This window comes from Paracoccus methylovorus (assembly GCF_016919705.1).
GTDB classification, from domain to species: Bacteria; Pseudomonadota; Alphaproteobacteria; order Rhodobacterales; family Rhodobacteraceae; genus Paracoccus; species Paracoccus methylovorus.
Genome location: NZ_CP070368.1, coordinates 601,060 through 626,694 on the forward strand (window position 1 = coordinate 601,060; position 25,635 = coordinate 626,694).

At 62.8% G+C, this 25,635-nt stretch carries 20 protein-coding genes and 1 tRNA gene; 13 read left to right on the top strand and 8 right to left on the bottom strand.

What is annotated here, in order from left to right; all coding sequences use genetic code 11:
- Positions 1-40 precede the first annotated feature (40 nt).
- The 4 genes from JWJ88_RS03010 to JWJ88_RS03025 are packed head-to-tail and all read left to right on the top strand — an operon-like array spanning position 41 to position 4,117.
- Entirely contained in the window at positions 41-1,045 is a 1,005-nt protein-coding gene (locus JWJ88_RS03010) for a 3-oxoacyl-ACP synthase III family protein (protein ID WP_205294635.1), read from the top strand.
- Positions 1,042-1,977, top strand: a complete 936-nt coding sequence (locus tag JWJ88_RS03015) for an NAD-dependent epimerase/dehydratase family protein (protein ID WP_205294636.1) — start codon at positions 1,042-1,044, stop codon at positions 1,975-1,977. Before JWJ88_RS03010 ends, JWJ88_RS03015 begins: the two co-directional genes overlap by 4 nt.
- Positions 1,965-2,747, top strand: coding sequence for an MBL fold metallo-hydrolase (locus JWJ88_RS03020; RefSeq protein WP_205294637.1), 783 nt, complete (start codon positions 1,965-1,967; stop codon positions 2,745-2,747). Before JWJ88_RS03015 ends, JWJ88_RS03020 begins: the two co-directional genes overlap by 13 nt.
- Entirely contained in the window at positions 2,744-4,117 is a 1,374-nt protein-coding gene (locus JWJ88_RS03025) for a F390 synthetase-related protein (protein WP_205294638.1), read from the top strand. The genes JWJ88_RS03020 and JWJ88_RS03025 overlap by 4 nt, the downstream gene beginning before the upstream one ends.
- A 74-nt stretch (positions 4,118-4,191) precedes the next feature.
- Here the strand turns inward: JWJ88_RS03025 and JWJ88_RS03030 are convergent, their stop codons facing one another.
- Positions 4,192-5,568 carry a M20/M25/M40 family metallo-hydrolase gene (locus JWJ88_RS03030; protein ID WP_205294639.1) on the bottom strand — a complete coding sequence of 459 codons (1,377 nt, stop codon included), beginning with the start codon at positions 5,566-5,568 and terminating at the stop codon, positions 4,192-4,194.
- 85 nt (positions 5,569-5,653) lie between these two features.
- Positions 5,654-7,459 carry an SLC13 family permease gene (locus tag JWJ88_RS03035; protein WP_205294640.1) on the bottom strand — a complete coding sequence of 602 codons (1,806 nt, stop codon included), beginning with the start codon at positions 7,457-7,459 and terminating at the stop codon, positions 5,654-5,656.
- A gap of 449 nt (positions 7,460-7,908) precedes the next feature.
- Between JWJ88_RS03035 and JWJ88_RS03040 the strand changes: the two genes are divergently transcribed.
- Complete coding sequence (locus tag JWJ88_RS03040; RefSeq protein WP_240200183.1) at positions 7,909-9,351, top strand: AbgT family transporter; 1,443 nt, start codon at positions 7,909-7,911, stop codon at positions 9,349-9,351.
- Between the two features lie 740 nt (positions 9,352-10,091).
- Here the strand turns inward: JWJ88_RS03040 and JWJ88_RS03045 are convergent.
- Positions 10,092-10,469, bottom strand: coding sequence for a DUF411 domain-containing protein (locus JWJ88_RS03045; RefSeq protein ID WP_322984817.1), 378 nt, complete (start codon positions 10,467-10,469; stop codon positions 10,092-10,094).
- A gap of 826 nt (positions 10,470-11,295) precedes the next feature.
- Between JWJ88_RS03045 and JWJ88_RS03050 the strand changes: the two genes are divergently transcribed.
- The 4 genes from JWJ88_RS03050 (at position 11,296) to JWJ88_RS03065 (ending at position 13,905) form a co-directional block, all read left to right on the top strand.
- A complete protein-coding gene (locus JWJ88_RS03050; protein WP_205294643.1) occupies positions 11,296-11,874 on the top strand; it encodes a site-specific integrase in 579 nt (192 codons plus the stop codon).
- Entirely contained in the window at positions 11,871-12,137 is a 267-nt protein-coding gene (locus JWJ88_RS03055; RefSeq protein ID WP_205294644.1) for a site-specific integrase, read from the top strand. Before JWJ88_RS03050 ends, JWJ88_RS03055 begins: the two co-directional genes overlap by 4 nt.
- 355 nt (positions 12,138-12,492) lie before the next feature.
- A protein-coding gene (locus JWJ88_RS03060; protein ID WP_240200102.1) for an IS5-like element ISPak1 family transposase occupies positions 12,493-13,262 on the top strand; the annotation gives its coding sequence in 2 pieces (ribosomal slippage) (positions 12,493-12,829 and positions 12,829-13,262; 771 coding nt in all).
- A 355-nt stretch (positions 13,263-13,617) separates the two neighbouring features.
- Positions 13,618-13,905 (top strand): hypothetical protein, encoded by a 288-nt coding sequence (locus JWJ88_RS03065; RefSeq protein WP_205294645.1) that lies wholly within the window; start codon positions 13,618-13,620, stop codon positions 13,903-13,905.
- Between the two features lie 674 nt (positions 13,906-14,579).
- On the opposite strand, the gene JWJ88_RS03070 is transcribed toward JWJ88_RS03065, so the two are convergent.
- A tRNA-Ser gene (locus JWJ88_RS03070) sits at positions 14,580-14,669 on the bottom strand.
- A 148-nt stretch (positions 14,670-14,817) separates the two neighbouring features.
- On the opposite strand from JWJ88_RS03070, the gene JWJ88_RS03075 reads away from it, so the two are divergent.
- Genes JWJ88_RS03075 through JWJ88_RS03085 form a run of 3 tightly spaced genes read left to right on the top strand, consistent with a single transcriptional unit; the run spans position 14,818 to position 19,425 of the window.
- The gene (locus JWJ88_RS03075; RefSeq protein ID WP_205294646.1) at positions 14,818-15,924 is read left to right on the top strand and encodes an NUDIX domain-containing protein; all 1,107 of its coding nucleotides are present in this window, start codon (positions 14,818-14,820) and stop codon (positions 15,922-15,924) included.
- A gap of 34 nt (positions 15,925-15,958) precedes the next feature.
- Positions 15,959-16,990: a cysteine synthase A gene (locus tag JWJ88_RS03080; protein WP_205294647.1), complete on the top strand. Its 1,032-nt coding sequence runs from the start codon at positions 15,959-15,961 to the stop codon at positions 16,988-16,990.
- An 8-nt stretch (positions 16,991-16,998) separates the two neighbouring features.
- Positions 16,999-19,425 carry a DUF3772 domain-containing protein gene (locus JWJ88_RS03085; protein ID WP_205294648.1) on the top strand — a complete coding sequence of 809 codons (2,427 nt, stop codon included), beginning with the start codon at positions 16,999-17,001 and terminating at the stop codon, positions 19,423-19,425.
- Positions 19,426-19,503: 78 nt separating this feature from the next.
- Here JWJ88_RS03085 and JWJ88_RS03090 read toward each other — a convergent pair whose 3' ends face one another.
- The 4 genes from JWJ88_RS03090 to JWJ88_RS03105 all read right to left on the bottom strand — a co-directional run bounded on the left by JWJ88_RS03090 (position 19,504) and on the right by JWJ88_RS03105 (position 24,624).
- Positions 19,504-20,574 (bottom strand): AI-2E family transporter, encoded by a 1,071-nt coding sequence (locus JWJ88_RS03090; protein ID WP_205294649.1) that lies wholly within the window; start codon positions 20,572-20,574, stop codon positions 19,504-19,506.
- A 59-nt stretch (positions 20,575-20,633) separates the two neighbouring features.
- On the bottom strand, positions 20,634-23,378 hold the full coding sequence (gyrA, locus tag JWJ88_RS03095) for a DNA gyrase subunit A (protein WP_205294650.1): 2,745 nt from the start codon (positions 23,376-23,378) through the stop codon (positions 20,634-20,636).
- A gap of 102 nt (positions 23,379-23,480) precedes the next feature.
- Positions 23,481-23,945, bottom strand: a complete 465-nt coding sequence (locus tag JWJ88_RS03100; RefSeq protein ID WP_240200184.1) for a disulfide bond formation protein B — start codon at positions 23,943-23,945, stop codon at positions 23,481-23,483.
- Positions 23,946-24,027: 82 nt separating this feature from the next.
- Positions 24,028-24,624 (bottom strand): DedA family protein, encoded by a 597-nt coding sequence (locus JWJ88_RS03105; RefSeq protein WP_205294652.1) that lies wholly within the window; start codon positions 24,622-24,624, stop codon positions 24,028-24,030.
- A gap of 132 nt (positions 24,625-24,756) precedes the next feature.
- Here JWJ88_RS03105 and ypfJ point away from each other — a divergent pair, with 132 nt between their 5' ends.
- Positions 24,757-25,608: a KPN_02809 family neutral zinc metallopeptidase gene (ypfJ, locus tag JWJ88_RS03110; RefSeq protein ID WP_205294653.1), complete on the top strand. Its 852-nt coding sequence runs from the start codon at positions 24,757-24,759 to the stop codon at positions 25,606-25,608.
- The last annotated feature ends 27 nt before the right edge of the window (positions 25,609-25,635 follow it).

Sequence of the window (25,635 nt, forward strand, 5' to 3'; positions counted from 1 at the left end):
TGTCAAGGTTAGTGAATAGTGTTCAATAATGGTTCCAAAGATGTCCCGCACTGACCAAACCCCGACAATCAACATGACCATCACGGGAACTGGCAGCTATCTTCCCTGCAAGGTCCTGACCTCTGCCGCAATCGATGCGCGGATGGGTTGGCAGGATGGGACCTGCCAAAGCCGATACGGGATCGTCGCGCGCCATGTCGCGGCAGGGGAGGAGACCAGTTCCCTCATGGCGAGCAAGGCTGCGCATCGCGCGATGGAGATGGCCGGCTGCCGGCCGCAGGATCTGGACCTGATCCTCGGCGCCTGCGGGGTGATGGAGCAGCCCATCCCCTCGACAGCGGTGCTGGTTCAGGAAAAGCTGGGACTGGGGCGGACGGGTATCCCGGCCTATGACGTGAATGCGACCTGTCTCAGCTTTTTGCAGGCGCTGGATGTGGCGGCCTTGCATATCCAATGCGGCAGGGCGCGGCGGGTGCTGGTGTTTTCAGCCGATATCGCCTCGGTCGGGCTGGACTGGAACCACCCCGAGGCCGCAGCGATCTTTGGCGACGGCGCGGCGGCGGTCGTCCTTGAGGCGGGTGGAACGGGCGGGATACTGGCGCAGGACTTTTGCACCTTTGCCCATGGGCATGACGCATGCGTGCTGGCGGCGGGCGGCACCCGGGTCAACCCGGCGCGCGGTATCGCACCGGGCGAAGACCGGTTTCGCATGGATGGCGGCAAGGCGTTCCGCGTTGCCTCGCGTCACCTGCCGCTGTTTCTGGCACGGCTGCTGCGCCGGGCCGGTGTGACGATGGACAAGATCGGATGCGTTATCCCGCATCAGGCCAGTGCGCTGGCGCTGCGTCACGCGGTCGAGAACCTGCGTCTGGCATCGGACAAGGTGATCGACATATTCGCGCTGACCGGCAACCAGATCGCCGCCTCGATCCCCGTGGCTCTGGATCACGCGGTGCGCTCGGGTCGCTTGCGGCGGGGGAATACGGCGCTGTTGCTGGGCACTTCGGCCGGGATCTCGATCGGCGGCGCGATGGTGCGGTTTTGAGACGCGCTCTGGTGACCGGGGCCAGCGGCTGCCTTGGCCGCGCGCTGGTCGAAGAGTTGCAAGAGCAGGGCTGGCAGGTCCGCACGACCGCGCGCAGCCAGGTTGATCTGCCGGATTTCCGCGCCGTCGATCTGGTTTGCGACGATCTGCGCCCGCTGGTGGCTGGAATGGATACGGTATTTCACTGTGCGGCGCTAAGTTCGGCATGGGGCACACGGGCAGCGTTTCATGCCGCGAACGTGTTGGCCACCCGACGCCTGCTGGATGCGGCAGAGCAGGTGGGTGTCGAACGCTTGGTCTTTGCATCTTCGCCCAGCATCTATGCCGATGGCACCGACCGGCTGGACCTGCCCGAGCACGCCCCTTTGCCAGCGCGGCCGCTGTCGCTTTACGCCGAAAGCAAGCGCAAGGCCGAGGCGATGGTGCTTGGACACAACGGCGGTATGAACTGCACCGCCATCCGCCCCCGTGCCATCTATGGCCGCCATGACCGCGCCCTGCTGCCGCGTCTGATCGGCGCCATGCGGCAGGGACGGGTGCCGATGATCCGGGGTGGGCGGGCTTTGATCGACCTGACGCACAGACACGACGCGGCCCGGGCGATGATCCTTGCGGCGTCCGGTCCCCGAGGAGGGGTCTGGAACATCACCTCGGGCCAGCGTTTCCGCTTTTGCGATCTGGTCGATCTGATTGCGCGGGAAAGCGGGCTGCGCTTTCGGCGGCTGCACCTGCCTTACGGGCTGGCGCGTGGGCTGGCGGTCGTTTCGGAAAGCATGGCGCGGCTGCGCGGAGGGGCTGAGCCCCGGCTGACGCGGCAGGCCGTTGCCTCGCTGGGGACCAGCCTGACGCTGGATATCTCGGCCGCAAGGCGCGAGCTTGGCTATTGCCCCGCAGTCCGGTTCGAGGAGGGGGTGGCTGAATGCTTTGCCTGACCACGCTGCGGATTGGGGAATGCCGTGCGCCTGCATGGGGTGCGGGACTGCGGGGCAGGGGTTTTGCTACCTTCCCGGCTCTGGTCACGCTGATCAGGACCGAAACCGCGACGGTGCTGGTCGATGGCGGCTATGGTCCGGCATTCTTCAAGGCGACGGCTCGATTTCCCGCCCGCTTTTATCGCTGGCTGACCCCGGTGCGCCTGCCCGAAGATCAGTGGCTGTCCCGGCAGTTGCCCTGCGTGCCGGATATGGTGCTGCTGACCCATATGCATGCCGATCATGTCTCGGGGTTGATGGAGCTGCCGGAGGGCGTGCCGGTGCGTGCATCGCGGCAGGCCATTGCCCATCTGCGCGGATTGTCGGATTGGCAGGCACTTCGCGCGGCCTGCCCGGCAGGTTTGCGCGACGCCGTTCTTGCCCGCGATCCGCAGCCGGTCGAGGACGGTCCTTTGGTCCCGACCGGCCTGCCGGGTTTCCCCGAAGGTCACGACATACTTGGCGATGGCCGTTTGATCGCGATCCCGCTGCCCGGTCATGGGATCGGACAGATCGGGCTGTGGATCCCCGAGGCCGCGCGTTTCCTGATCGCCGATGCCGCCTATAGCCGGGCCAGCCTGCGTGAAAATCGCCTGCCGCCGGGCCCGGTTCTGGCGCGTCTGGGCGATGCGGAAGCCTATCGCGACACTTTCGCCAGACTGCGCGCGCTGATGCATAGCCGGCCCGAGATCATCTTTGACCCTTCGCATTGCCCCGAGACCGCGCCATGAGCCTGACCGCCTTTCTGAGCAGCCGCTATGCCGCCTTCCCCTCTCGCGATGCGATCGAGATGCATCAGGCCGCCGCCTTCCGCCGGTTTCGCGCGCGGGCCATGCCACGCTCGCCCTTTTACCGCGACATGGCGGACCTGCCGCTGGACCGGTTGCCGCGCATGGACAAAGCGCGGCTGATGGAGAACTTCTCACGTGTCAACACCTGCGGGATCGACCGCGAGGCCGCGTTTCAGGCGGCGATCCGGGCCGAGGGCAGCCGTGATTTCCGCCCGATGATCGGCAATGTCTCGGTCGGGCTTTCGACCGGCACCTCGGGGCAGCGCGGGCTGTTTCTGGCCACCCCGCGCGAACGCAGGCTGTGGGCGGCGATCATGCTGGGACGGTTCTGGCCGAACCTTGCGCGACCGCAGCGCGTGGCCTTTTTCATGCGCGCCGACAATGCGCTTTATCGCAGCATCTCGAACCCTTTGGTGCGTTTTGGCTTTTTCGATCTTCTGTCGCCATTCGAGGCGCAGATCCCAAGGCTGGCGGCGCTGAATCCGACCGTGCTGATCGCACCGGCGCGCCAGCTTGGCCTGTTGGCGCAGATGCAGGCGGCGGGAGAGCTTGCCCTGACGCCCTCGCGCGTGATCTCGGTTGCCGAGACGCTGTCACCCGAGGACGCGCAGGCGATCCGCAGCGCCTTTGACCGCCCCGTCGATCAGGTCTATCAGGCGACCGAGGGGGTGCTGGCCATGACCTGTCGCGCCGGCAACCTGCATCTGAACGAACGCTGGCTGCGCATCGACCGCGAGGTGATCGATGCGGAGACTGGCGCGTTCTGCCCGATCATCCACGATTTCACCCGCGAAAGCCTGCCGATCCTGAATTATCGGCTGAACGACGTGCTGGTTCCTGATCCCCGGCCTTGCCCCTGCGGCTGCGCCAGCACCCGTATCGCCCGGATCGAGGGGCGCGAGGATGACATGCTGTGGTGGCGCTCGGGTCGCAGCCGGCGCATGGTCAGCGCCGAGGCGATCCGCACCACCATCGCCTGCCTGCCCCAGTCCCTGCGCGATTATCGCGTGATCCAGCAAGGGGAAGAGCTGCATCTGTGGCTGGAAGGCGCAGGCGTCGGTGCGGATGGCGCGCTTTCGACGGCTTTCGAGGATCTGGCAAAGCGTCTGGACTGCGCCTTGCCGCGACTGGTTTTCCACAACGGCCTGCCCGACGAGCGGGACGAGAAAAAACGACGCCGCATCAAGGTTCTTCCCGGAGCGGCATCGCTAGGCCCGCCCGATCAGGAAACCCCATTGTCTGACCTTCGTAGTGGCAAGACCATTCCAGTCGTTTCGCGTTCGGCCGCATCATCGGCGAGCCCCGGATAGGACCCGCCGAACCCCACCCCGCCGGGGCCGTCCAGCCCAAGGACGTCCTCCGCGGCGGTTTTTCTGGCTGCGGATTACAGCGCCGCCAGCACCCGCGCCCATGACCGGATGCCCTTGTGAAAGCTGGTCAGGCTGTATTTCTCGTTCGGGCTGTGGATGCGGTCGTCGGTAAGGCCAAAGCCAGCCATCACGACATCCACCCCCAGCATTTCCTTGATCATGGTGGTTACGGGGATCGAGCCGCCGCCGCCTACAAAGGCTGCCTCCTTGCCCCATTCGTCGCTGAGCGCCTGCTGCGTTTTCTGGAAAACCGGGACCGAGACATCGAAGGCGACGGCGCGGCCCGAGCCGAATTCGGTGAATTCGACCCGGCAATCGGCGGGAATGCGGGCCCTGACGAATTCGCGGAATGCGGCGCGGATCTTGTGCGGATCCTGATCAAAGACCAGACGGAAACTGATCTTGGCCGAGGCGACCGCCGGGATTACGGTCTTGAACCCGTCACCGGTATAGCCGCCGGTCATGCCGTTCACCTCGCAGGTCGGACGCGACCAGGTCTGTTCCAGCACCGAGCGGCCCTTTTCACCAGCGGGGACCGACAGGCCGACCTCGCCAAGGAACTCGGATTCTGAAAAGCCGAGCTGAGCCCAGCTGTCGCGCAACGATTGCGGCAGGTCAGGCACGCCGTCATAAAAGCCCGGAAGGGTGATGCGGCCGTCGGCATCGCGCAAATCTGCGAGGACGCGGGCAAGGATGTGGTTCGGGTTGGCCGCAGCCGAGCCGTAAAAGCCTGAATGCAGGTCGCGGTCACTGGCGTGGATGTGAATTTCCTCGGCACAAAGGCCACGCAGGCTGGTGGTGATTGCGGGTGTCTGTTTGTCCCACATGTTGGTGTCGCAGATCATGGCGACATCGGCTTGCAGCTCATCCTTGGCTGCTTCGAGAAAGCCGGGCAGGCTGGGACCACCCGATTCCTCTTCGCCCTCCAGCAGGATTGTGATCGGCACCGGCAGTTTGCCGGTGACGGCCTTCCAGGCGCGGCAGGCCTCGACAAAGGTCATCAACTGGCCCTTGTCATCCGAGGAGCCGCGGCCACGAATTTCCTTGCTGCCGTCGGGCAGGGTGACGATTTTGGGTTCAAAGGGATCGTCGTCCCACAATTCCAGCGGGTCGGTGGGCTGCACGTCATAATGACCGTAAAACAGCACCTTCATACCGGGCGCGTCGTGGTCCTTGGCCAGGACGATGGGATGGCCGGGGGTGTCGCGAACCTCGGACGCGAAGCCGATTGCAGCCAGGTCCTGCGCATGCCATTCGGCGCAGCGGCGCGTTTCGGCGGCATAGGCGGGATCGGTCGAGATCGACTTCATCCGCACGGTCTGGAACAGGCGGTCGAGCGCGTTTTCCAAATCGGTGTCGATATGGGCCAAGACTTTCTCGAGATCTGACATCGGTAGAGCCTCCACAAGATAAAGTTGGGTTTGCAAGAGATAAGCTTAAACGTGCCGCCCAAGAGGCCGGGCGGCAACGGAGTTGTCAGAATGGCCAGATCAGCGGCACGAGGAATACCGCGATGATGAAGAACCAGATCAGCATCGGTAAGCCGAGTTTCCAGTAGTCACCGAACTTGTAGGCGCCCGGTTCCATCACCATCAGGTTGGTGGCGGTTGCCACGGGGGTCAGGAAGGCTCCGGCACAAGCGATGCAGACGCACATCAGCACCGGCTGGATCGAGATCCCCATCTGCTTTGCCGCCACCACCGAGATTGGGATGATGATCAGCGACGTTGCCGTATTGGAGATGACCTGCCCCAATATCGCCGACAGGATGAACAGGCCGGCCAGCAGGGAATACGGTCCCATATCGCCCACGACATGAACAAGCCCGTCGGCCAGAAGCTTTGCCGCTCCCGTCACCTCCATCGCCGTCGACAGCGGCATGAGCGCCGCGACCAGAATGACCGTCGTCCAGCCGACCGAGCGATAGACCTGCTCGACGCTCAGCACGCCCGCCGTCACGATGATCCCCGCTGCCAGCAGGCCGGCAACGGCCGGCGGCACCAGCCCGGTCGCCAGCAGCAAGACCATCAGCGCAAGGGCCATCAGCACGGTTTTCGACCCCGCCCCCATCGGCACCGCCTGACGGCGCACCACATCGGGGGTATTGACGACCAGAACCTCGTGCTGCTCAAGCCTCGTGTCCAGCGCCCCCCAGGTGCCTTGCAACAGCAGCGTATCCCCCGCCGCCAGCGTCACGCTGCGGCGCAGATCCTCGCCCTGACGCTGAATCGCCAGCACGATCAGATCGCCGCTTTCGGTGACCATGCCCGGAAAAAACCGTGCCCCGATCAGCGGCGAGCGCGGCGGGATCAGCACCTCGGCAAGGCCCGACTCGCCGTTGAACAGCGTATCGGAGAGATCGCCGATCAGAGTATCTTCGCGAACGGCAAGATCCAGTCGCCCGACCAATTCGGCAGCCTGATCGGCGGGGCCGCGAATAACCAGAATGTCGCCTTCCCCCACAGCGTCGTTGCGGGCCGGCTGGCCCTTTGCGTTCTTCACCGTGATAAGAACAAGATCGGGTAGCCCGTCCAGGTCGATCGCCGCGCGCGGCTGCCCGATAACCCGAGAGCCGGCACGCACTCGCAGTTGGTGCACATCGCTGGACAGGTAATATTGCTCGAACAGGGTGCAGGCATGGCGGCTTAGGTCGGGGGGCAGGGATCGTGTCATGCGCTTGGGCAGAAGCTTTTGGCCGAACAGCACGGCAATGGCTACACTGCCGATCACCAGCGGTACGCCGACCAGCCCAAATTCGAAATAGCCGAAGCCGCCGCCGCCAGCCTCCTTGGAGGCTTCCGCAACCAGCACGTTTACCGGGCTGCCCGTCAGCATCAACTGCGAGCCGGCATGTGCACCAAAGACCAACGGCATCAGCAGTTGCGACGGCGCGCGCCCCAGACGGATCGCTATCACCACAACCACCGGAAGCAGCGCGGCCACAGCGCCATTGACGCTGATCAGCGCCGACAGGACGCCCACGAATGCCATCATCATCACGATCAATCGTGTCCGGCTGGTGCCGGCATGGCGGATCAGAAGCTGACCTGCCCAAGCGGTGACGCCCGACAGTTCAAGCCCGGCACTGACCACGAAAAGCGCGGCGATGAAAATGACAGCCGGATCGCCGAATCCCGCCAGTGCCTCTTGTACCGTCAGAATGCCGCTGGCCCAAAGTGCAAGCGCCGCGCCGACGCAGACAACGATAACCGGAAGCCTGTCCCAGATGAAAAGCACGACGATTGCCGCAACAATCGCAAAAACGATCCAGATATCTGTCAATGATGATCCCCGCTTCAAAGGATTGATTGATGTTGACGAATATCGTGCAAAACGGCAACACTAATTCCACAGCAATGCCAATGCTGCCCAATCGGGAAAACATATCGTCTTGCCGAATATGGGCTCATCGACATGGGCTACCCGATGCAGGATTGGTCGGACTACTCTCTAGTTGCAGATCAGCCACTTTTGGCGGTCTGATATATGCGCCGGACTGAAATCAATGAAAAAGGCAATGCGATATCAGTGCTATTCTTGTGGAAGGAAACGGGTTTCGTCAGGGGCGCCTGACTCCTTTTGTACCGTGCATTTATCAAAAGCAGGGGGGTAAGGTGGCGAACAAATCAGGGAAGAGTGGATCGCCCACAGATACCGAAGGAATGTCGGGATTCCTGGGCACAATCGAACGGTTGGGAAACATGGTTCCCCACCCGGCGATTATCTTTTTTATGCTCATCGGAACCGTGATCGTTCTTTCGGTGATCTTCGGGGCGCTTGGCACATCGGTCATTTACGAAGGCTATGATGAGACCGTCGGGGATATCGTGACCCAGACCAGCGCCGTGCGCAGTCTGCTGTCTCCTGATGGCATTCGCTTCATGGTGACCTCTCCGGTTGCGAATTTCCTGGGCTTCACCGGAGTGGGAGTGATCCTTGTCGCGATGATCGGGGTTGGGCTGGCCGAGGAATCGGGGCTGATCGCCACTCTGGTGCGCAAGCTGGTGGCGGCGGCGCCGCGTTCGATCTTTACCTTCATGATCGTCATGGTGGGCGTGTTGTCCTCGATCGCGGCCGATGCCGGTTATCTGGTGTTGGTGCCGTTGGCGGCTGCGGCCTTTCACAGCATGGGGCGGCATCCATTGGCCGGTCTGGCGGCCGGCTTCTCGGGGGTGGCGGCGGTGTTTCTGGTCAACGTCTTCATCACCCCGGTCGACGCCCTTCTGGTCGAGGTGACGAACGACTCGATCCGGACGGTCAATCCGAATGCCGAAATCACGGTGGTGGGCAATCTGTTCTTCATGATCGCCTCGTCGATCGTGATGGGCATCATCTGCACCGTGCTGACAGAACGCTTCATTGAGCCGCGCCTTGGACCCTATGACGGCGGCCTGCCGGTCGAGGCCTCCACCGGCCTTACCGAAGCCGAACAGCGCGGGCTGAAGTATGCCGGGCGGGCGCTGCTGGTCTTTGTCGTCGTACTTGGCGCATTGACGGCGCCGCCTGCGCCTTGGGGCATCCTGCGCAATCAGGAAACCGGCGGGATCATGGCCGGCTCGCCCTTTATGAGCGGCCTGATCGTGCTGATCAGCCTGCTGTTCCTGATCATCGGCTATGCCTACGGGCGTGGCGCCGGGACCATCGCCAATATGACGGCGGGGATCGGGCTGGTGGTCAAGACCTGGAGCAATCTGGCCGGAATGATTTTCCTGCTGTTCGTGATTGCGAACTTTATCGCCTTCTTCAACTTCACCAACCTTGCTACGGTTCTTGCGGTCAATCTGGCGAACTTCCTGCAAACATTGCCGATTTCCGGAATCACCTACATCGTCCTGTTCGTCCTTGTGGTGGCAATCATCGACATCATCCTGACCGGGGCGTTGGCGAAATGGGCGATATTGGCCCCGGTCTTTGTCCCGTTGTTCATGCGACTGGGCGGCGATCCGGATTATGTTCTGGCCGCCTATCGCGTGGGGGATAGCCCGATGAACGTGATCACGCCGCTGAACGTCTATCTGGCCGTCATGGTCGGATTTGCCCAGAAATACCAGAAGGACGCGGGGATCGGCACGGTTGTCGCCCTTATGCTTCCCTATACGGTGACATTGTTGGTCGTGTGGACGCTGTTGCTAGTCGTTTGGTATGCGCTTGGCCTGCCGCTGGGGCCGGCCTGAAGCAAAACGTATCGGGCGGACGCAAGAAACGCCCGATATTTTCGCTCCGCACCCGGTTCAGGCGGATTCTGTCTCTGCCTGAACCAGCTTGGTGCCCGCAATCTGGGTGGGTATCAGGAACCGCCCCCTTACCGGCCTATGCGTTGCGGAATGTTTCCTGTGGCTGGGTGCTCTTTCGAACCCTTTCCTTGATCTCGGCCTTGTCCTGGACAATCTTGCCGGCCGATGCATCTCGTTTCTCGTGATATGTAGTTGCTGGAAAGTGCGCGATCATTCTGGGAATCCCGCGGACCGGTTTTTAAATTACGCAGCCAACTCGATCATCGAGCCGATAATTTGACGAAGGGGAAAAGCGCTCGCGAATTGTCCGGTTGCTAATCCCAATGCGGAAAATGGTGGGCTTGGTTTACCTTCAACGGAGCATGACCCAACTCGCGAACGAGATGACCCGCAACTCGATAAGCTGGGGTCAGTCTCATTGGTCCTCAAAGCCAGAAGCAACAGGTGTAGCGACAGCGATGGGGCCATCCCGGACCGCGCCACACCATCGCAATCCATTGCGATTGTGCAGATTGCTGCTGAGAACATGCCGATCACCAATGCACGGGCGGCCTATGGCTTTTCACCTTGGGCCCCTTCAAACAGCGATGGTCGCAAGGACTATGCTGCTGGCAGAGGAAAACTCCCCTCTCTTGTTTCGGGCGACCGGCAAGATGGGCGGTCATACCGGCACGCGTGCCTCAGATTTCCCGTGAGCCAAGAAAGCGCCCGAAGGTTCGGATGGTTGGGCCGAACAGGAAAGCTTCGTAAGGCTCGGGGTCGCTGCCCGGAAAATCCATGCCGGGCGAGCCGGCAGGCATTCCGGGAACAGCCAGCCCTGTTGCGTCAGGCCGCTCTGCCAGAAGGCGGCGGATCGCAGCGGCTGGCACATGACCCTCTACCACATAGCCGCCCACCTCGGCGGTGTGGCACGATGTCAGTTCGTCCGGCACGCCGAGCCGCTGCTTGAGACTGTCGACATCAGCCGAGTTCACGACCCTGACCGGGAACCCCGCAGCCTCGATATGCGCAATCCAGTCGCTGCAGCAGCCGCAGGACGGATCCTTGGTGACGGTCATCAGTGGCAACGCCTCGGCGTGTCCCCGACCTGCCAAGGAAACCAGCAGGGGAAATGCGCCGGCAGTCGTCAGAAGGGCGCGTCGGCTTATGGTGTGGTCGTTTCGCATCGTCAAACCTCGGTGATGGGTTTCATTATCTCGCCGTGCCGATTCAGGCGCGACGCAGGGGGCTAACAGGTTCCGGCCTTCCGCGGCATGTGCCGCCTTCCTTATGCCTGCGGGAGATGGCCTGACCAGTCCGCCCATCGTCACAGTTTGCTGCGGCGAGGCTCCAAGGCGTTGCCGCCTGCGCGATGATGGCAGGGCGGAGTGGAGCAAAGGCCCGCGCCGCCGCGAAAGGATGTTCATTATCGTCTCATCAGGACGTAACGTCCTGTTCATCAAAGCCGATGGGACGTCCCAGGCCTTACCCGCGGGATGCGATCAGAGGCGACGGGATTGGGGAGGACGTTCGCTTAGGCCAGGAGCGCGGGAGGCCCGGACTGTATCAGCGGGAAGGTCATGGCTTGCGGGCACGAGGCCATCGCCTGCGTCCTCGTCCGGCACAGGAAGAAAGGCCGAAAGGCCCACGCAAAGGCGTTCACATATGCCGGCATCAGTCGAGTTGCCGTGCTGATCGCCGTCACAGGCGGGTTTACTGTTGTGCGGGCTATGCATCATCTCGGCGATATGCGCGGAGTGATCCGGCACCGCACTCATGCGTGCCGCGTGCGCTGAGGCCACCGTGGTAACCACGGTGATCGCCAGTATGGCAAGCATGGTAATGACACGTGCGAACATGCCGATAGGATAGGTATTGCGCTCGGCATTGTCTATTGGGGACCGCGTGCTGGGCAAGAACGAGGATCAGCTTCGCAGGCATAAGGCACTGCGGAGGAAGGCGACGAACAACTTCATCAAAGCGGTCGGGGACAAGTCGCTGGCAGAGGTGACGACCGACGATTGGTTCACCTTCCGCGCGGCTCTGCTGGCGAAAGTCGCGGCAGGCGAGATCATGGCTGCCAGCGCGAACAAGGATTTTACTTACCTCAATGCCATGTGGAGTGCCATTGCGCAGGTCAAGCAGATCCCGCTGTCCTATTCGATGAAGGGCGTGGCACTGAAGGACGCAAAGGCCAAGAAGCACACGCGGGCTCCGTTCAGCGACGGTTGGATAAAGGAGGAGCTGCTTGCGCCTGGTGCGCTGGCGGGGCTGAATGCCGATGCTCGATATATCCTCTTGGGCATGATCAACACAGGGTATCGCCCCAGCGAAGGCGCAGGTTTGTTGCCCGAGGAAATCAAGATGGACGGCAAGGTTCCGCATATTCTGATCCAGCCCAACAAGAACCGTGCTTTGAAAACGAACATTCGGAACGGTATATCCCGCACGCCGGGATCAGCCTGGAAGCCTTCAAGAACATGAAAAATGGCTTTCCGCGCTATGCCGCGAACAGCGCGTCACTGAGTGCCACGGTCAACAAGTTCCTGACCGAGAACAAGCTGCTCGAAACCCCACGACACTCACTCTATGGGCTGCGCCACTCTTTTGAGGATCGGATGCTCATGGGGGGAGTGGACGAGCGGATTCGGCGCGATCTGATGGGTCACGGGCTCAAGCGCGAGAAATACGGCAAGGGCGGCGACATGGAGTTTGTCCACGGCCTGATGCTGCCGCTGGCGCTATAGGCCGCGCCGGGCCGAGATTGTTGCGGTCAGGTTAATGATTCCGGCGATGCTGGCCGCCTTGGCTGTGTTGTGCTGTTCTCGGCCCATCAGGATCTTCTTCTCGATCTCGTCAGCATCGCCGCCGGCTGGCGGGGCAATGAGGAACTTCCTTCCTATGGTATGGATCCCAGAAACTTAAAAAACAAAAGTACCCAGCAAACAATTATTGACAAATTACACAAAATAAGCACGCAAAATCACATTAAGTTCACGGCGCATGCATATGTCAATGAGCGTGATCTCCCGAGACCCTAGGGTCAGGACCCATTGATTTCAGCCGCGCGGCATGATTCAGGCTCCGCAAGGAGACTGGATCATGAGCAACCTTTTCTGGCTGACGGATGCGCAGATGGCCCGCCTTCAGCCGTTTTTCCCGAAGAGCCACGGCAAGCCGCGCGTCGATGACCGGCGTGTTCTCAGCGGCATTATCTTCATCAATCGCAATGGCTTGCGGTGGTGCGATGCGCCCAAGGAGTATGGTCCACCGAAGACCCTCTATAATCGTTGGAAGCGCTGGGGCGAGAAAGGCGTCTTCGCCCGGATGATGGAAGGCCTGGCCTCCGAGGCGGCCGTTCCGAAGACGGTGATGATAGACGCGACCTATCTGAAGGCGCATCGCACGGCCTCCAGCCTGCGGGCGAAAAAAGGGGGCCCGGCGACCAGAGGGGCCGCCTGATCGGCCGCACCAAAGGCGGCATGAACACCAAACTGCACGCCGTCACCGACGCTGATGGGCGGCCGATCCGGTTCTTCATGACTGCAGGTCAGGTGAGCGACTACAGCGGTGCTGCGGCCCTGTTGGGCAGCTTGCCGGCGGCAGAATGGCTGCTGGGCGACCGTGGCTATGATGCCGATTGGTTCAGAGATGCGTTGAAAGACAAGGGGATTAAGCCCTGCATACCGGGACGGAAGTCCCGTGGAAAACCCGTCAAGTATGACAAGCGCCGCTACAAACGCCGCAACCGGATCGAGATCATGTTCGGGCGGCTGAAGGACTGGCGACGGGTCGCAACCCGTTACGACAGATGCCCGAAGGTCTTCCTCTCAGCCATCGCCCTCGCCGCAACCGTCATGTTCTGGCTATGAATCGAGAACGAGTCCTGACCCTAACGCTATCAATCACAGTGACCGCGAAGCAAATACGCTGATGTCGCTGATCCTCACGGTCGATGAAAAAGTCGCCGATCTGGATGAGACAATCAGCCAAGTGTGGGCGGCGCACCGTGCCGAGAAGGAGCAAGCGGCCTGACGCCATCGCCCCCGGCTTCGGTCGGCCGCGCCCATCGCCATGACATGCATGACCTCTGATTTCTCGGCCCGACCCGTGAGGGGGTGAACAAGAGCGCATTGGCCGAAGGGCAGCCCTCGCTTCATGCGGGGGCTTTGCCGTTTGGATATTCTTGGCGCAAGATGCTCTGGTTCAAGCCGGAGAGATTATGACATGAAATCATTCGCCGCCGCCGCTATTCTCGCAATCACCGCCGCGCCTGCCTCTGCCGCCCTGAGCGGATATTGGGACAACTCCAAGATTATCCATGCCACCCTCGGCAATGACATGGTTGCGGACGCGCTCAAGCAGCAACCCGTCGAGAGCATCACCAGCACGGAGAGCGGCTACCAGATCCAGAGCCAAGATTGCCGTGTCGACGTCCAGGTGACGCGCACCGCACCCGACAGGCCCGGCCCCACTCGGTTCAGCCTCAAAATCGGCAAGGGGCAATGCTCTTGATCTTGCCGGGACGTCCCAGCGGCAGATTGTCCGGTAGCCTCTCGCGGTGAAATCGCAACAGAATAGCAGCGGGTTGCTATTCTTCCCTGTCGCTAAAGCCCAGCCATGGCGCATCTTCTGCCAAGGCGAGGGGCGAAAATCGCAGAATCGCGACAATCGCAGCGGCGCCGGTTCTCCTCGTCCGATCCAGTCGCCATGAGGCGCAACCGCTTCATCGGCCCCTTTTGCAGCACGATACGCGCACGGGCGGTATGGGGTCATGCAAATCACCTGATTGGCGCAGAGATACGCGCGGGTGTGCGGGTGCGACGTGGGGTCATAGTCTGCGCGGGGTTTTCCATAGCCGCATACATGGGCGCGGCATGGGGTCTATGAAGCCGCAGGATTTCACGACACCCCAAAAGGCGGGCGGCGATCTATAGGCGGCTCGGTCTTGGAATCACGCGGGGGTGTGGCGGATACTGCCCTGTCTCGGGGGCTGGCTGGACCAATTGGACGCACTGACCGGAGCGGGGGCGGTGAGCTGGTCATGCCCAGCGCGCAATCGGGCTGAAAACCTGCTGTGGCGACTCAGGCCGGTAGCAACCAGTCGCAATCAAGCGCAAAATACATGGCGGGTTTGATGGCGGGTATTTTGAAATTGCCAGTGTAAGCCATTGGTTTTATTGATATAATGGCGGAGAGGGTGGGATTCGAACCCACGGAACCCGTGAAGGCTCAACGGTTTTCGAGACCGCCCCGTTCGACCACTCCGGCACCTCTCCGCGCTTTGGGTGGTGGCGGCGATTTAGACGGGCGGGGGTTGAAGCGCAAGGGGCTTCAAGCCAAAACCATGAAAAATTTGTCCCTCGGGTGAAGCATGGCAGGAAAGTGTAAGACCGGACGGTTCGGAAACCCCGAGGGGGCGCTGCCATGCCGCTGCTGATCGGGCCGCTGGCCCATCCGCTGATGCGCGCGCGCCTTGCCCCGCAGGCCGTCATGTCGCAGCCTATGCAAGGCAGTCTGATCGGGGGCGGGTTGGCCGGGATTGCGCCGGATGGCTGGCCGCGGCTTGGGGCCGGCCGTGAAAACCTGCCGCTCTGGCAAACCGATTGGACGCCCGCCCTGCGCCGCTATGCTGCGATCTTCGGTGTTGCGCCTCAGATCCATCAGGGCAGGGAGGTGCTAGGGCTGGGCGAGCCGGCGAGTAACGCGCCCGAATGGCGACCGGAACTTGCGGCCGCCTTGGCTGACTGGCTGCTGGGCTTGCCTCACACTCGCCCGGCGGATGCGATCCGCAAACGCTTGCCGATGATCGCCAGTTGGGTCGCCTCGCGCCAGCGCGCGGCGGCAGAGACCTTGGACCTGCCCCATATCGGCCCCAATGCGGCTGAACGGATCAGGATCGATTCGATCGAGGAACCCTATGCCGAGTATTTCTCGGTCGAGGCGATCCGGCTTAGCCAGCATCGTAACGATGGCAGTTGGTCCGATCCGCTGGCGCGCGCGGTCTTTGTGTCGGGCGATGCGACGGTGGTTCTGCCTTGGGATCCGGTGCGCGACCGGGTCATGCTGATCGACCAGTTGCGCGCCGGCCCCCTGGCGCGTGGCGATGCGCAGCCGTGGCTTTACGAAACCGTGGCGGGCCGCGTCGATGCGGGTGAGACGCCGGAACAAGCCGCCCGGCGTGAGGCGGTCGAGGAAACCGGCATCACCGTCTCGCACTTGTTTCCGGCGCCGCATAACTACCCAAGCCCCGGCGCTATCGCGGAATATCTTTACCTCTATGTCGGTATTGCCGATCTGCCCGATGACAGCGCGGGACTAGGCGGGCTGGAGACCGAGGACGAGGACATCCGCTCGCATCTGGTTTCGCGGGCCGAACTGACCCGCATGGCGCTGGCGGGTGAGATCCGCAACGGACCACTGCTGAATCTGGCGCTATGGCTGGAGTTGCGGCATCGGGAAATACGTTGCAATCTGGGGCTGGAAAGCAAGATCGCCCCGTCGGGGTTGCCGCCATCGGGGGGCGGCGTATAAACCGGGCGGGAACATCCTGCGAAAGGCCAAGCCAATGCGCATCTGCCCCGACCTCGCCTCTGCCATCGGTAACACCCCCCTGATCCGGCTTCGCCGTGCCTCGGAAGAGACCGGCTGCGAGATTCTGGGCAAGGCCGAGTTCATGAACCCGGGCCAGTCGGTCAAGGATCGCGCCGCGCTTTATATCATCCAGGACGCGGTGGCGCGGGGCGATCTAAGGCCGGGCGGCACCATCGTCGAAGGCACGGCGGGCAATACCGGCATCGGATTGGCGCTGGTCGGCGCCTCGATGGGGTTCCGGTCCGTCATCGTGATCCCGGAAACGCAGAGCCAGGAGAAAAAGGACATGCTGCGGCTGGCCGGTGCCGAACTGGTCGAGGTGCCCGCCGCGCCCTACAAGAACCCCAACAACTATGTGCGCTATTCCGGCCGTCTGGCCGAAGAGCTGGCGCGGACCGAGCCGAACGGCGCGATCTGGGCCAACCAGTTCGACAATGTCGCCAACCGGCAGGCCCATCTGGAAACCACCGGCCCCGAGATCTGGGAACAAACTGGCGGCAAGGTGGACGGGTTCATCTGCGCCGTGGGCTCGGGCGGGACGCTGGCGGGGGTGGCGATGGCGTTGCAGCCCAAAGGCGTCAAGATCGGCCTGGCCGATCCCGAAGGCGCGGCGCTTCACAGCTTTTACACCGAAGGCAAGTTCGACTCGCCCGGCTCGTCCATTACCGAGGGCATCGGTCAAGGCCGCATTACCGCGAACCTTGAAGGCTTTACCCCGGATTTCTCGTATCGCGTCCCGGATGCCGAGGCGCTGCCGGTGATCTTTGACCTGCTGGAATTCGAAGGGCTTTGCCTTGGCGGCTCGTCGGGCGTGAACGTGGCCGGTGCCATCCGCATGGCAAAGGACATGGGGCCGGGTCACACCATCGTGACGGTGCTGTGCGACTATGGCACGCGTTACCAGACCAAGCTTTTCAACCCCGACTTCCTGCGGGCCAAGGGGCTGCCGGTGCCGGAATGGATGGCGCGAAAGCCGGCGATCCTGCCCGAGGTGTATGAGGACTGACCCCCACCATGTCCCGCCGCGCCGCGCCGTCCCTGTTCCTATCGCTGATCCTTGCGCTGTTTTTGGCGCTGAGCCTGCCGGCGCATGCGCAGCAAGAGCAGGAACCCACGGATTTCGCCGCATGGAACAAGCTGGCGGATCAGGCCGAGCAGATCCTGGAATCGGGCGCGGCGAGCGATGAAAAACTGCAAACCACTCGCGACGAAGTGGTGCAATGGCGCGAGCGGCTGAAGGCCGGGCAGAACGTCAATGCCACCCGCATCGCCACGCTCAAGGACCAGATCGCGGCGCTGGGACCGCCCCCGACCGAGGGGCAGACAGAATCCGACGAGATCGCTGCCCGTCGCCAGGAACTGAACGAGCAGCTTTCCACCCTTCAGGCGCCGGGATTGCAGGCGGTCGAGGCCCATGGCCGCGCCGACAGTCTTGTCGCGCAGATCGACCAGACCCTGCGCACCCGCCAGACCTTTGCACTGATCCGCAAGACGCCCGCGCCGCTTAATCCCGCGAACTGGGGGCCGGCCATGGTCGAGGCGGGCCAGGTCGCCGGCCAGATCTATGCCGAGGCGCGCAGCGGCTGGGTCAGCGCCGGCGGCATGACCGGCTTTGTCCAGCGGCTGCCGCTGTTCGGAGGCTTTCTGCTGGCCGCGCTGGTGTTGTTGTCGCGTGGCCGGCACTGGGTCGATTCCCTGCCTTCGCGGCTTTCGGCACGGGCCAGCGAGCGGTCGCGGGCCGCACTGATTTTTGCCGTTTCGTTGGGGCAGATCGCCATCCCGCTGATCGGCGTGATCCTGTTTGCCGCCGCGCTGGGCGCGACCGATCTGTTCGGCGACTGGGGGATGCCGGTTTTGCGTTCGGTGCCAGCGGCGGGATTGTCCTTTTTCGGTGGACTCTGGCTGGCGCGCAGGTTGTTCCCGGCCGCTGATACCGCTGTGCAGCCGCCCCTGCCAATCGCCGAGGAACGCCGTGCCGAAGCTCGTTTTCGCGCGACGCTTCTGGCTTTTTCGCTGGCGTTGCATCAGCTTTTTGCCCGCTCGATCCTGCCGCTTTCGGGCTTTCACAGCCAGAACGACACCGACACTGTGCCCGAACGTCTCAGCGAGGCTTCAGCCGGGGTCTGGCATTTCCTGCTGATCCTGTTCGGTGCTTTCTGGCTGTTTAAGCTGTGCAATGCGATACGCGGGCTGCGTTCGACCGATGGATCCGACGCGTCCGATTACCGCATCCGAGTGGTGAACTTTCTGGCCATGATGGGGCGGCTGGTTGCGTTGGCAGCACCGGTTCTGGCGGCGGTGGGCTATGTCACGGCGGCGAATGTGCTGCTCTGGCCCTCGGTGCTGACATTCGCCTTGGTGGGACTGCTGATCATCCTGCAGGACTTTATCGCCGATCTTTACGCCTTGGCCAAAGGTGGCGACCAGTCCGAGCGGGATGCCCTGATGCCGGTGCTGATCGGGTTTGCGCTGATCCTTTTGTCGCTGCCGCTTTTTGCGCTGATCTGGGGCGCGCGTCCCAATGATCTGGCCGAAGCATGGAACCGGGTGCAGCAAGGGTTCTCCTTTGGCGGCGTGCGGCTGTCGCCTATGGCGATCCTGACGTTCCTGATCGTCTTTGCCCTTGGCTACTTCCTGACCAATTTCGTGCAGGGGGCATTCCGCCGCCTGATCCTGCCCAAGACAAAGCTGGATGCGGGGGGCCAGAACGCGGTTGCCTCGATCATCGGCTATGTCGGGCTGGCGTTGGCGATCATCTTCGCCGTTACCTCGGCGGGAATCGACCTGACCTCGCTGGCATTCGTCGCCGGTGCGCTTTCGGTCGGTATCGGTTTCGGCATGCAGCAGGTGGTTTCGAACTTCGTCTCGGGCATTATCCTGCTGGTTGAGCGGCCGATCACCGTCGGAGATTGGATCGAGGTCGGCGGTCAGCAGGGCGTCGTCAAGAAGATGTCGGTGCGCGCCACGCAGATTCAGGCTTTCGACCGGACACAGGTCATCGTGCCGAATTCGAACCTGATCACCCAGCCGGTAACGAACTGGACACGCGGTAGCCTGGCCGGGCGCATTTCGGTGCCGATCACGGTGGCGCATGGGTCGGACAGCCGCAAGGTCGCAGATCTGCTGCGCGAGATCGCTGAAGATCAACCCACCGTTCTGATCAACCCCGCACCCGCCGTGCTGCTGCGCAGCATCACCGCCGAGGGTCAGAATTTCGAACTGCGTGCGGTGCTTTCCGATATCAACGGCGGGATCGGCGTTACATCCGAGATCAACCACCAGATCCTTGAACATTTCGCCGCGGCCGGGATCATCTTGCCCGACAGCACCCGTCCCTCGCGCGATGTCTTCTTGCATGATCTGAGCAAGGAACCGGAAGCGGCCTCCGAGGTCGAGGAGCCTGCCGAAGGGCAGGGCGACGACACAAGCCGCGATGCGTAGGCGGGCTGCCGGACGCCGGGCGGGTTGCATCGAAACCCTATCGGTCTGCAGGCGGTCCCGTTGCTGCTACAGAAACGGTTAGAGCCGCAGTTTGTCGGAAGGTTCCTCTTCGGGTGATCCTTCCTTGGACAGCATGATAGCGACCGGGCGCAGCCAAGGGATCTGAGCGCAGACGATCATAATCGCCACCATGATCGGCACCGCCAGAAAGGCGCCCGCGATGCCCCAGACCGCCCCCCAGAAGGCCAGCGACAAGACGATCCCGAATGACGACAGCCGCAGCGTCTGTCCCAGCAGCATAGGGTCGATGATGTTGCCGATGACGAACTGGACCGCGATGGTCAGCACTGCGACGGTCAGCGTGACAGAGGGGTCGCCGGTTTGTGCCAAGGCCATGGTGATCGCGATCACTGTGGCTGCGATCGAGCCAAGCGAGGGGATGAAGTTCAGGATAAAGGTCAACATGGCCACGGCTCCGGCCAGCTCCAGCCCCTCTACCCGATAGATGGCCCAGATCAGCGCCGCGGTAACCACGCTGATCGCCGCCTTGACGACAAGATAGCGGTTCACCCGGCGCATGATCTTGTGCACCGTTTCCAGCACGTGCTGTGCTTGGTCAGGGTCGCCGGTCAGCCGCTCGATCTTGATCGGGAACCAGATCCGCTCACTGAACATGAAGCCGACGAAGATCAGGATCAGCACCGAGGCCCAGATCAGGCTGGAGACCTGCGCCGCGCCCGAGCGCAGCCAGCCTGCGACCTCGATGCTGCGCATGAAGGTAATGATCGTCTCTTGCACATTTGGGCCCCAGCGCTGGCTGAGGTGCGTCAACGCGACCTGCGCCTTGTCGGCATAGGAGATCGAGCTGGAAACTATCTCGTTGATTTGTGCCACCACCGCCGTCGCTGCCCATAGCAGGCTGATGGCGATGGCGATCAGTGCTAGCGTGGTCGCTAGCCAACTCGGCACCTTCAGCCGGGCAAAGGCGGAAATCGCGTCGCTGGTCAGCGAAAAGATGATGATGGCAAAGACCAGACAGACAAGGATAAAACGTGCCTGCACCAGTAGAAACAGAAGCAGACCAAAGGCGATGACGCCCAGAAAGCCGGTCTGCAGCCGCTCATTCAGGTGCCAGTCTCGACCGTCCAATCGCGTCCCCTCGTGCTGCCGTCGGCGGCGGGGCGCGGCGCGCGCCCACGGGCCCGCCCTCAGGCTTCTTCGGCCTCATCCTCGCCATTCTCTGCGATGCGGGCAACAGAAACCACCTCTTCGCCCGGTGCGGTATTGAAGACGCGCACGCCCCCTGCGGAACGCGAACGGAAGCTGATCTGATCGACCGGCACCCGAATGGACTGCCCGGTCGAAGTGGCCAGCATGATCTGGTCGTCGCGTTCCACCGGGAAGCTGGCGACCAGCGCCCCGCCGCGCATCGCCTTGTCCATTGCCATGACGCCCTGACCGCCGCGGCCGCGCACCGAATAATCGTGCGACGAACTGATCTTGCCTGCCCCGCGTGCGGTGATGGTCAGGATCAGGTCCTCGGCCGCCGACATTTGGGCATAACGCTCTTGGCTGATCGCGGCCTCGGCGACGTTGTCTTCGTCCTCATCGGGTTCGGCGCCATCGTCCAGCGCACCTTCGACGGCACGGCGCATCTTCAGATAGGCTGCGCGCTCGGCCGGATCGGCCTCGAAATGGCGGATGACCGACATGCTGACCACGCGGTCGCCCGCCGCCAGCCGGATGCCGCGCACCCCGGTCGAATCGCGGCCCTTGAACACCCGCACATCCGTGGTCTGGAAGCGAATCGCCCGCCCGGCCGAGGTGACCAGCATGACATCGTCATTCTCGGTCGCCATGCGTACGCCGATCAGCTCCACCCCTTCGGGCAGCTTCATGGCGATCTTGCCGTTGCGCATGACATTGGTGAAGTCCGACAGCGCGTTGCGGCGCACGTCGCCATCCGAGGTGGCAAAGACCACCTGATAGCCGTCCCAATCCTCTTCCGGCGCATCGACCGGCATCAGGGCGGCGATGGAAACCCCGGGGCTGATCGGCAGGATGTTGACGATGGCCTTGCCCTTGGCGGTGCGCCCGGCCAGCGGCAGGCGCCATGTCTTGAGCCGATAGACCATGCCGTCGGTGGTAAAGAACAGCAATTCGGTATGGGTGTTGGCGACGAACAACGTGGTGACCACGTCGTCCTCTTTCGTAGCCATGCTGGACAGGCCCTTGCCGCCGCGCCGCTGGGCGCGGAACTCGGCCAGAGCCGTGCGCTTGATATAGCCGCCCGAGGTGATGGTGACGACCATGTCCTCGCGCTCGATCAGGTCCTCGTCGTCCAGATCGCCGGCCCAATCGGTGATCTCGGTCCGGCGTGGCACAGCGAAAAGGCTTTTCACCTCATTAAGCTCGTCCGAGATGATGGCCATGATCCGGTCGCGCGAGGCGAGGATGGTCAGGTATTCCCGGATGGAATCGGCTAGTGTTTTCAACTCATCGGTGACTTCTTGCACGCCCAACTGGGTCAGGCGTTGCAGGCGCAGTTCCAGAATGGCGCGGGCCTGCGTCTCGGACAGGTTATAGGTGCCGTCATCGTTCACCGGATGCAGCGGATCGTCGATCAGCCGCAGGTATTCCACGATGTCATGCGCGGGCCAGCGCCGGGTCATCAGCCGCTCGCGCGCCTCGGGGGCATCGGCCGAGGAGCGGATCGTCGCCACCACCTCATCGACGTTCGAGACGGCCACGGCAAGGCCGCACAGCACATGCGCGCGCTCTCGCGCCTTTTTCAGCTCATAGGCGGTGCGGCGGGCGACGACCTCTTCGCGGAAGGTGATGAAATGCGTCAGGAAATCGCGCAGCGTCAACTGTTCGGGACGCCCGCCGTTCAGCGCCAGCATATTGGCGCCAAAGCTGGTCTGCATGGGGGTAAAGCGGAACAATTGGTTCAGCACCACCTCGGCGGTGGCGTCGCGCTTGAGCTCGATCACCACCCGCACGCCGACGCGGTCGGATTCGTCCTGCACATGGGCGATGCCCTCGATGCGCTTTTCCTTGGCCAGTTCCGCGATCTTTTCGATCAGCGTGGCCTTGTTCACCTGATAGGGGATCTCATCCAGGATGATGGCCTGACGGCCGGCGCGGGTTTCCTCGATCCGGGTCTTGGCCCGTACGATGATGCTGCCGCGCCCTTCCAGATAGGCTTTGCGCGCGCCCGAGCGGCCCAGAATGATGCCGCCGGTGGGGAAATCCGGGCCGGGCACGATCTCCAGCAACCGCTCGGTCGGCAGGTCCGGGTTCTCGATCAGCGCCAGCGTGGCGTCGCATACCTCGCCCAGATTGTGGGGCGGGATATTGGTGGCCATGCCGACGGCGATACCGCCCGCGCCATTGACCAACATGTTGGGGAAACGTGCGGGCAGGACGGTCGGTTCGCGGTCCTTGCCGTCGTAGTTGTCCTGAAAATCGACGGTATTCTTGTCGATATCCATCATCAGATAGGTGGATGGCTTGTCCATCCGCACCTCGGTGTAACGCATGGCCGCGGCGCTGTCGCCGTCCATGCTGCCGAAGTTGCCCTGACCATCCAGAAGCGGCAGGGACATGGAAAAGCTCTGCGCCAATCGCACCAGTGCGTCATAGATCGAGGCATCGCCATGCGGGTGATACTTACCCATCGTGTCACCGACCGGGCGGGCCGATTTGCGATAGGGTTTGTCCGGCGTGTTGCCGGATTCGTGCATCGCGAACAGCACGCGGCGGTGCACGGGTTTCAGCCCGTCGCGCAGGTCCGGGATGGCCCGGCTGACGATCACCGACATGGCATAATCGAGATAGGACGAGCGCATCTCGTGCGCGATGTCGATCACCGGTCCGTCATGCGGCATCACGGCGCGTTCCGTTCCGCCGTTTTCGGGGGTGTCGTCATCGTTTTCAGGGATGTCAGCCACGGGAAAACCTCAACATCTTGTTGGGCACGGGTCTATCCCATACCTGCCTTGGGTGCAATCTTGACGGGCGGTATTCCTGCCTTGCAGGCGCGAAAACTGTGCTCAGGCCAGCCCTTTTTCGCGATTGCGGCCACGAACCGAGGCCAGCCACATCGCCGACAGCGCCGCCGAGCAGATCGCGTTCCAGCCCGCCATCGAGATTCCGAAAAGGCTCCACGCGACCTCGTCGCAGCGCACGACCGGCGCCTGCTCCAGCGCCGCCATCAGATCCTGCGTCGACATCGAGGCGAGCCCCGCAATCCCGCCCGAGCAATGCTGCGGCCCCAGCCACAGTTTCAGCTCGACCCCGGCGTGATAGATGGCAAGGCCGGTGGCGCAAAGCGCCGCGATCAGGCCAAGCGCCGCCAGCCAGCGCTTCCAGCCGAACCACCACACCAGCGCGCCGATAATCGCCGCGACAAGATGGGGCCAGCGTTGCAGGATGCACAGTTCGCACGGCGCATAGCCAAGGGTTTGAAAGGTCAGCGCGGCGATCAGCAGCGCGGCAGAGCCAGCGCCGGCGGTCACGGCGATCCGTTTGCTTGAATATCCGTTCATGGCCTTGGGTTAGGACTGCGCGCGGCGGCCGGCAAGTGCCAATCGTGTGAACTCAATGCGGCTTCCAGGTGATGACGCGATAAAGATAGATCGCAACGACCGCAATCACCACCAGCTTGGACAGCGGATCGACGTAATCCGCGACCAGAGCATAGTTTTCATGCAGCATCAGCCCGGCAAAGGTCAGCACTCCGGTCCAGAGCGCGCTGCCGATCACGGTATAAAGCAGGAATTTCCACATCGGCATCCGGGCCAGCCCGGCCGGAACCGAGATCAACGTGCGGATTGCCGGGATCATGCGGCCGAAGAACACGGCCATCGCGCCGTGGCGCTGGAACCACCTGTGCGCCGCGTCGATGTCCGAAGGCGCCAACGTCAAGAGCCGGCCATGCCGCGCGGCAAAGCGTTTCAGCCGCTCTTCGCCGAACCAGTATCCGACATAATACCACATCAAGGTTCCCAGCACCGAGCCGATGGTGCCCATCAGGATGGTCAGCGTCAGCGACATCCGCCCGCTGCCGACAAGGAAACCGGCAAGCGGCATGATCACCTCGGACGGGATGGGCGGGAAAAGATTCTCGGCCACCATCAGCGCCAGCACGCCCAGATAGCCCCAGCTTTCGATCGTCGAAACCACCCAGTCGAACATGTCTGCCCCCGTTGCGCCCGGGTCCCTGCTGCGGACTTGGGCCGGAACTGTCAACCCTGCGCAGGTGTTGCGCCAAAACGGGGTTGCGATAACTTGGAGCGACAGGCCCGATCACGGCAGGGAGGTTGACGAATGGAATGGCGGGGCAGACGCGGCAGCAGCAATGTCGAGGATCGGCGAGGCATGGGCCGCGCAGCCGGCGTGGGCGGGCTGGGCGTTGTCGGCGTGCTGGTGGTGCTGGCCGTGGGATATTTCTTCGGCATCGATATATCGCCCGTGGTCGAGGCCATCGATGATGGCGGCCAGCCCACGGAGACCCGCGCGCTGACGCAGGAAGAGCAGGAGATCGGCCAGTTCGTTTCGGTGGTGCTGGCCGATACCGAAGAGGTATGGGCCGGCGTCCTGCCAGATCAGGCGGGCATTCCCTATCGGGACCCGGGGCTGGTGCTGTTTTCGGGGGCGGTGCAATCGGCCTGTGGCGGCGCGTCGGCGGCGATGGGGCCGTTCTACTGCCCGAATGACCGCAAAGTCTATCTGGACACGGATTTCTTCAGTGTCATGGCCGGCAAGATGGGGGCAGGGGGCGATTTCGCCTATGCCTATGTCATCGCGCATGAGGTGGGACATCATGTGCAAAACCTCCTGGGCACGCTTTCCGAGGTGAACGGGTTGCGCGCGCGCGTCAGCCAGAGTGATTCGAACCGGCTTTCGGTGCTGACCGAGTTGCAGGCCGATTGTTATGCCGGGATCTGGGCACGCCAAGCCGACGAGAAATTCGGAACCATCGAAGAAGGTGATATCGACGAGGCGATAAATGCCGCCGCCGCAGTGGGTGACGATACGCTGATGGAAAGCGCCGGACGGGCAGTGGTGCCTGACGCCTTTACCCACGGTTCGGCCGCGGAACGGCAGACCTGGTTCAAGCGCGGCTTCACCTCGGGGCAGATGGGGCGATGTGACACGTTTGCGGCGGCCGGGCTTTAGATGGGCTTGGTGTTGTTATCGGCTGAC

Excerpts from the sequence above, each read along its gene's own strand:
- JWJ88_RS03010 (WP_205294635.1), top strand. The coding sequence starts at position 41 with ATGTCCCGCACTGACCAAACCCCGACAATCAACATGACCATCACGGGA.
- JWJ88_RS03020 (WP_205294637.1), top strand. The coding sequence starts at position 1,965 with ATGCTTTGCCTGACCACGCTGCGGATTGGGGAATGCCGTGCGCCTGCA.
- JWJ88_RS03025 (WP_205294638.1), top strand. The coding sequence starts at position 2,744 with ATGAGCCTGACCGCCTTTCTGAGCAGCCGCTATGCCGCCTTCCCCTCT.
- JWJ88_RS03030 (WP_205294639.1), bottom strand. The coding sequence starts at position 5,568 with ATGTCAGATCTCGAGAAAGTCTTGGCCCATATCGACACCGATTTGGAA.
- JWJ88_RS03040 (WP_240200183.1), top strand. The coding sequence starts at position 7,909 with ATGCTCATCGGAACCGTGATCGTTCTTTCGGTGATCTTCGGGGCGCTT.
- JWJ88_RS03045 (WP_322984817.1), bottom strand. The coding sequence starts at position 10,469 with ATGACCGTCACCAAGGATCCGTCCTGCGGCTGCTGCAGCGACTGGATT.
- JWJ88_RS03055 (WP_205294644.1), top strand. The coding sequence starts at position 11,871 with ATGAAAAATGGCTTTCCGCGCTATGCCGCGAACAGCGCGTCACTGAGT.
- JWJ88_RS03065 (WP_205294645.1), top strand. The coding sequence starts at position 13,618 with ATGAAATCATTCGCCGCCGCCGCTATTCTCGCAATCACCGCCGCGCCT.
- JWJ88_RS03075 (WP_205294646.1), top strand. The coding sequence starts at position 14,818 with ATGCCGCTGCTGATCGGGCCGCTGGCCCATCCGCTGATGCGCGCGCGC.
- JWJ88_RS03080 (WP_205294647.1), top strand. The coding sequence starts at position 15,959 with ATGCGCATCTGCCCCGACCTCGCCTCTGCCATCGGTAACACCCCCCTG.
- JWJ88_RS03085 (WP_205294648.1), top strand. The coding sequence starts at position 16,999 with ATGTCCCGCCGCGCCGCGCCGTCCCTGTTCCTATCGCTGATCCTTGCG.
- JWJ88_RS03105 (WP_205294652.1), bottom strand. The coding sequence starts at position 24,624 with ATGTTCGACTGGGTGGTTTCGACGATCGAAAGCTGGGGCTATCTGGGC.
- ypfJ (WP_205294653.1), top strand. The coding sequence starts at position 24,757 with ATGGAATGGCGGGGCAGACGCGGCAGCAGCAATGTCGAGGATCGGCGA.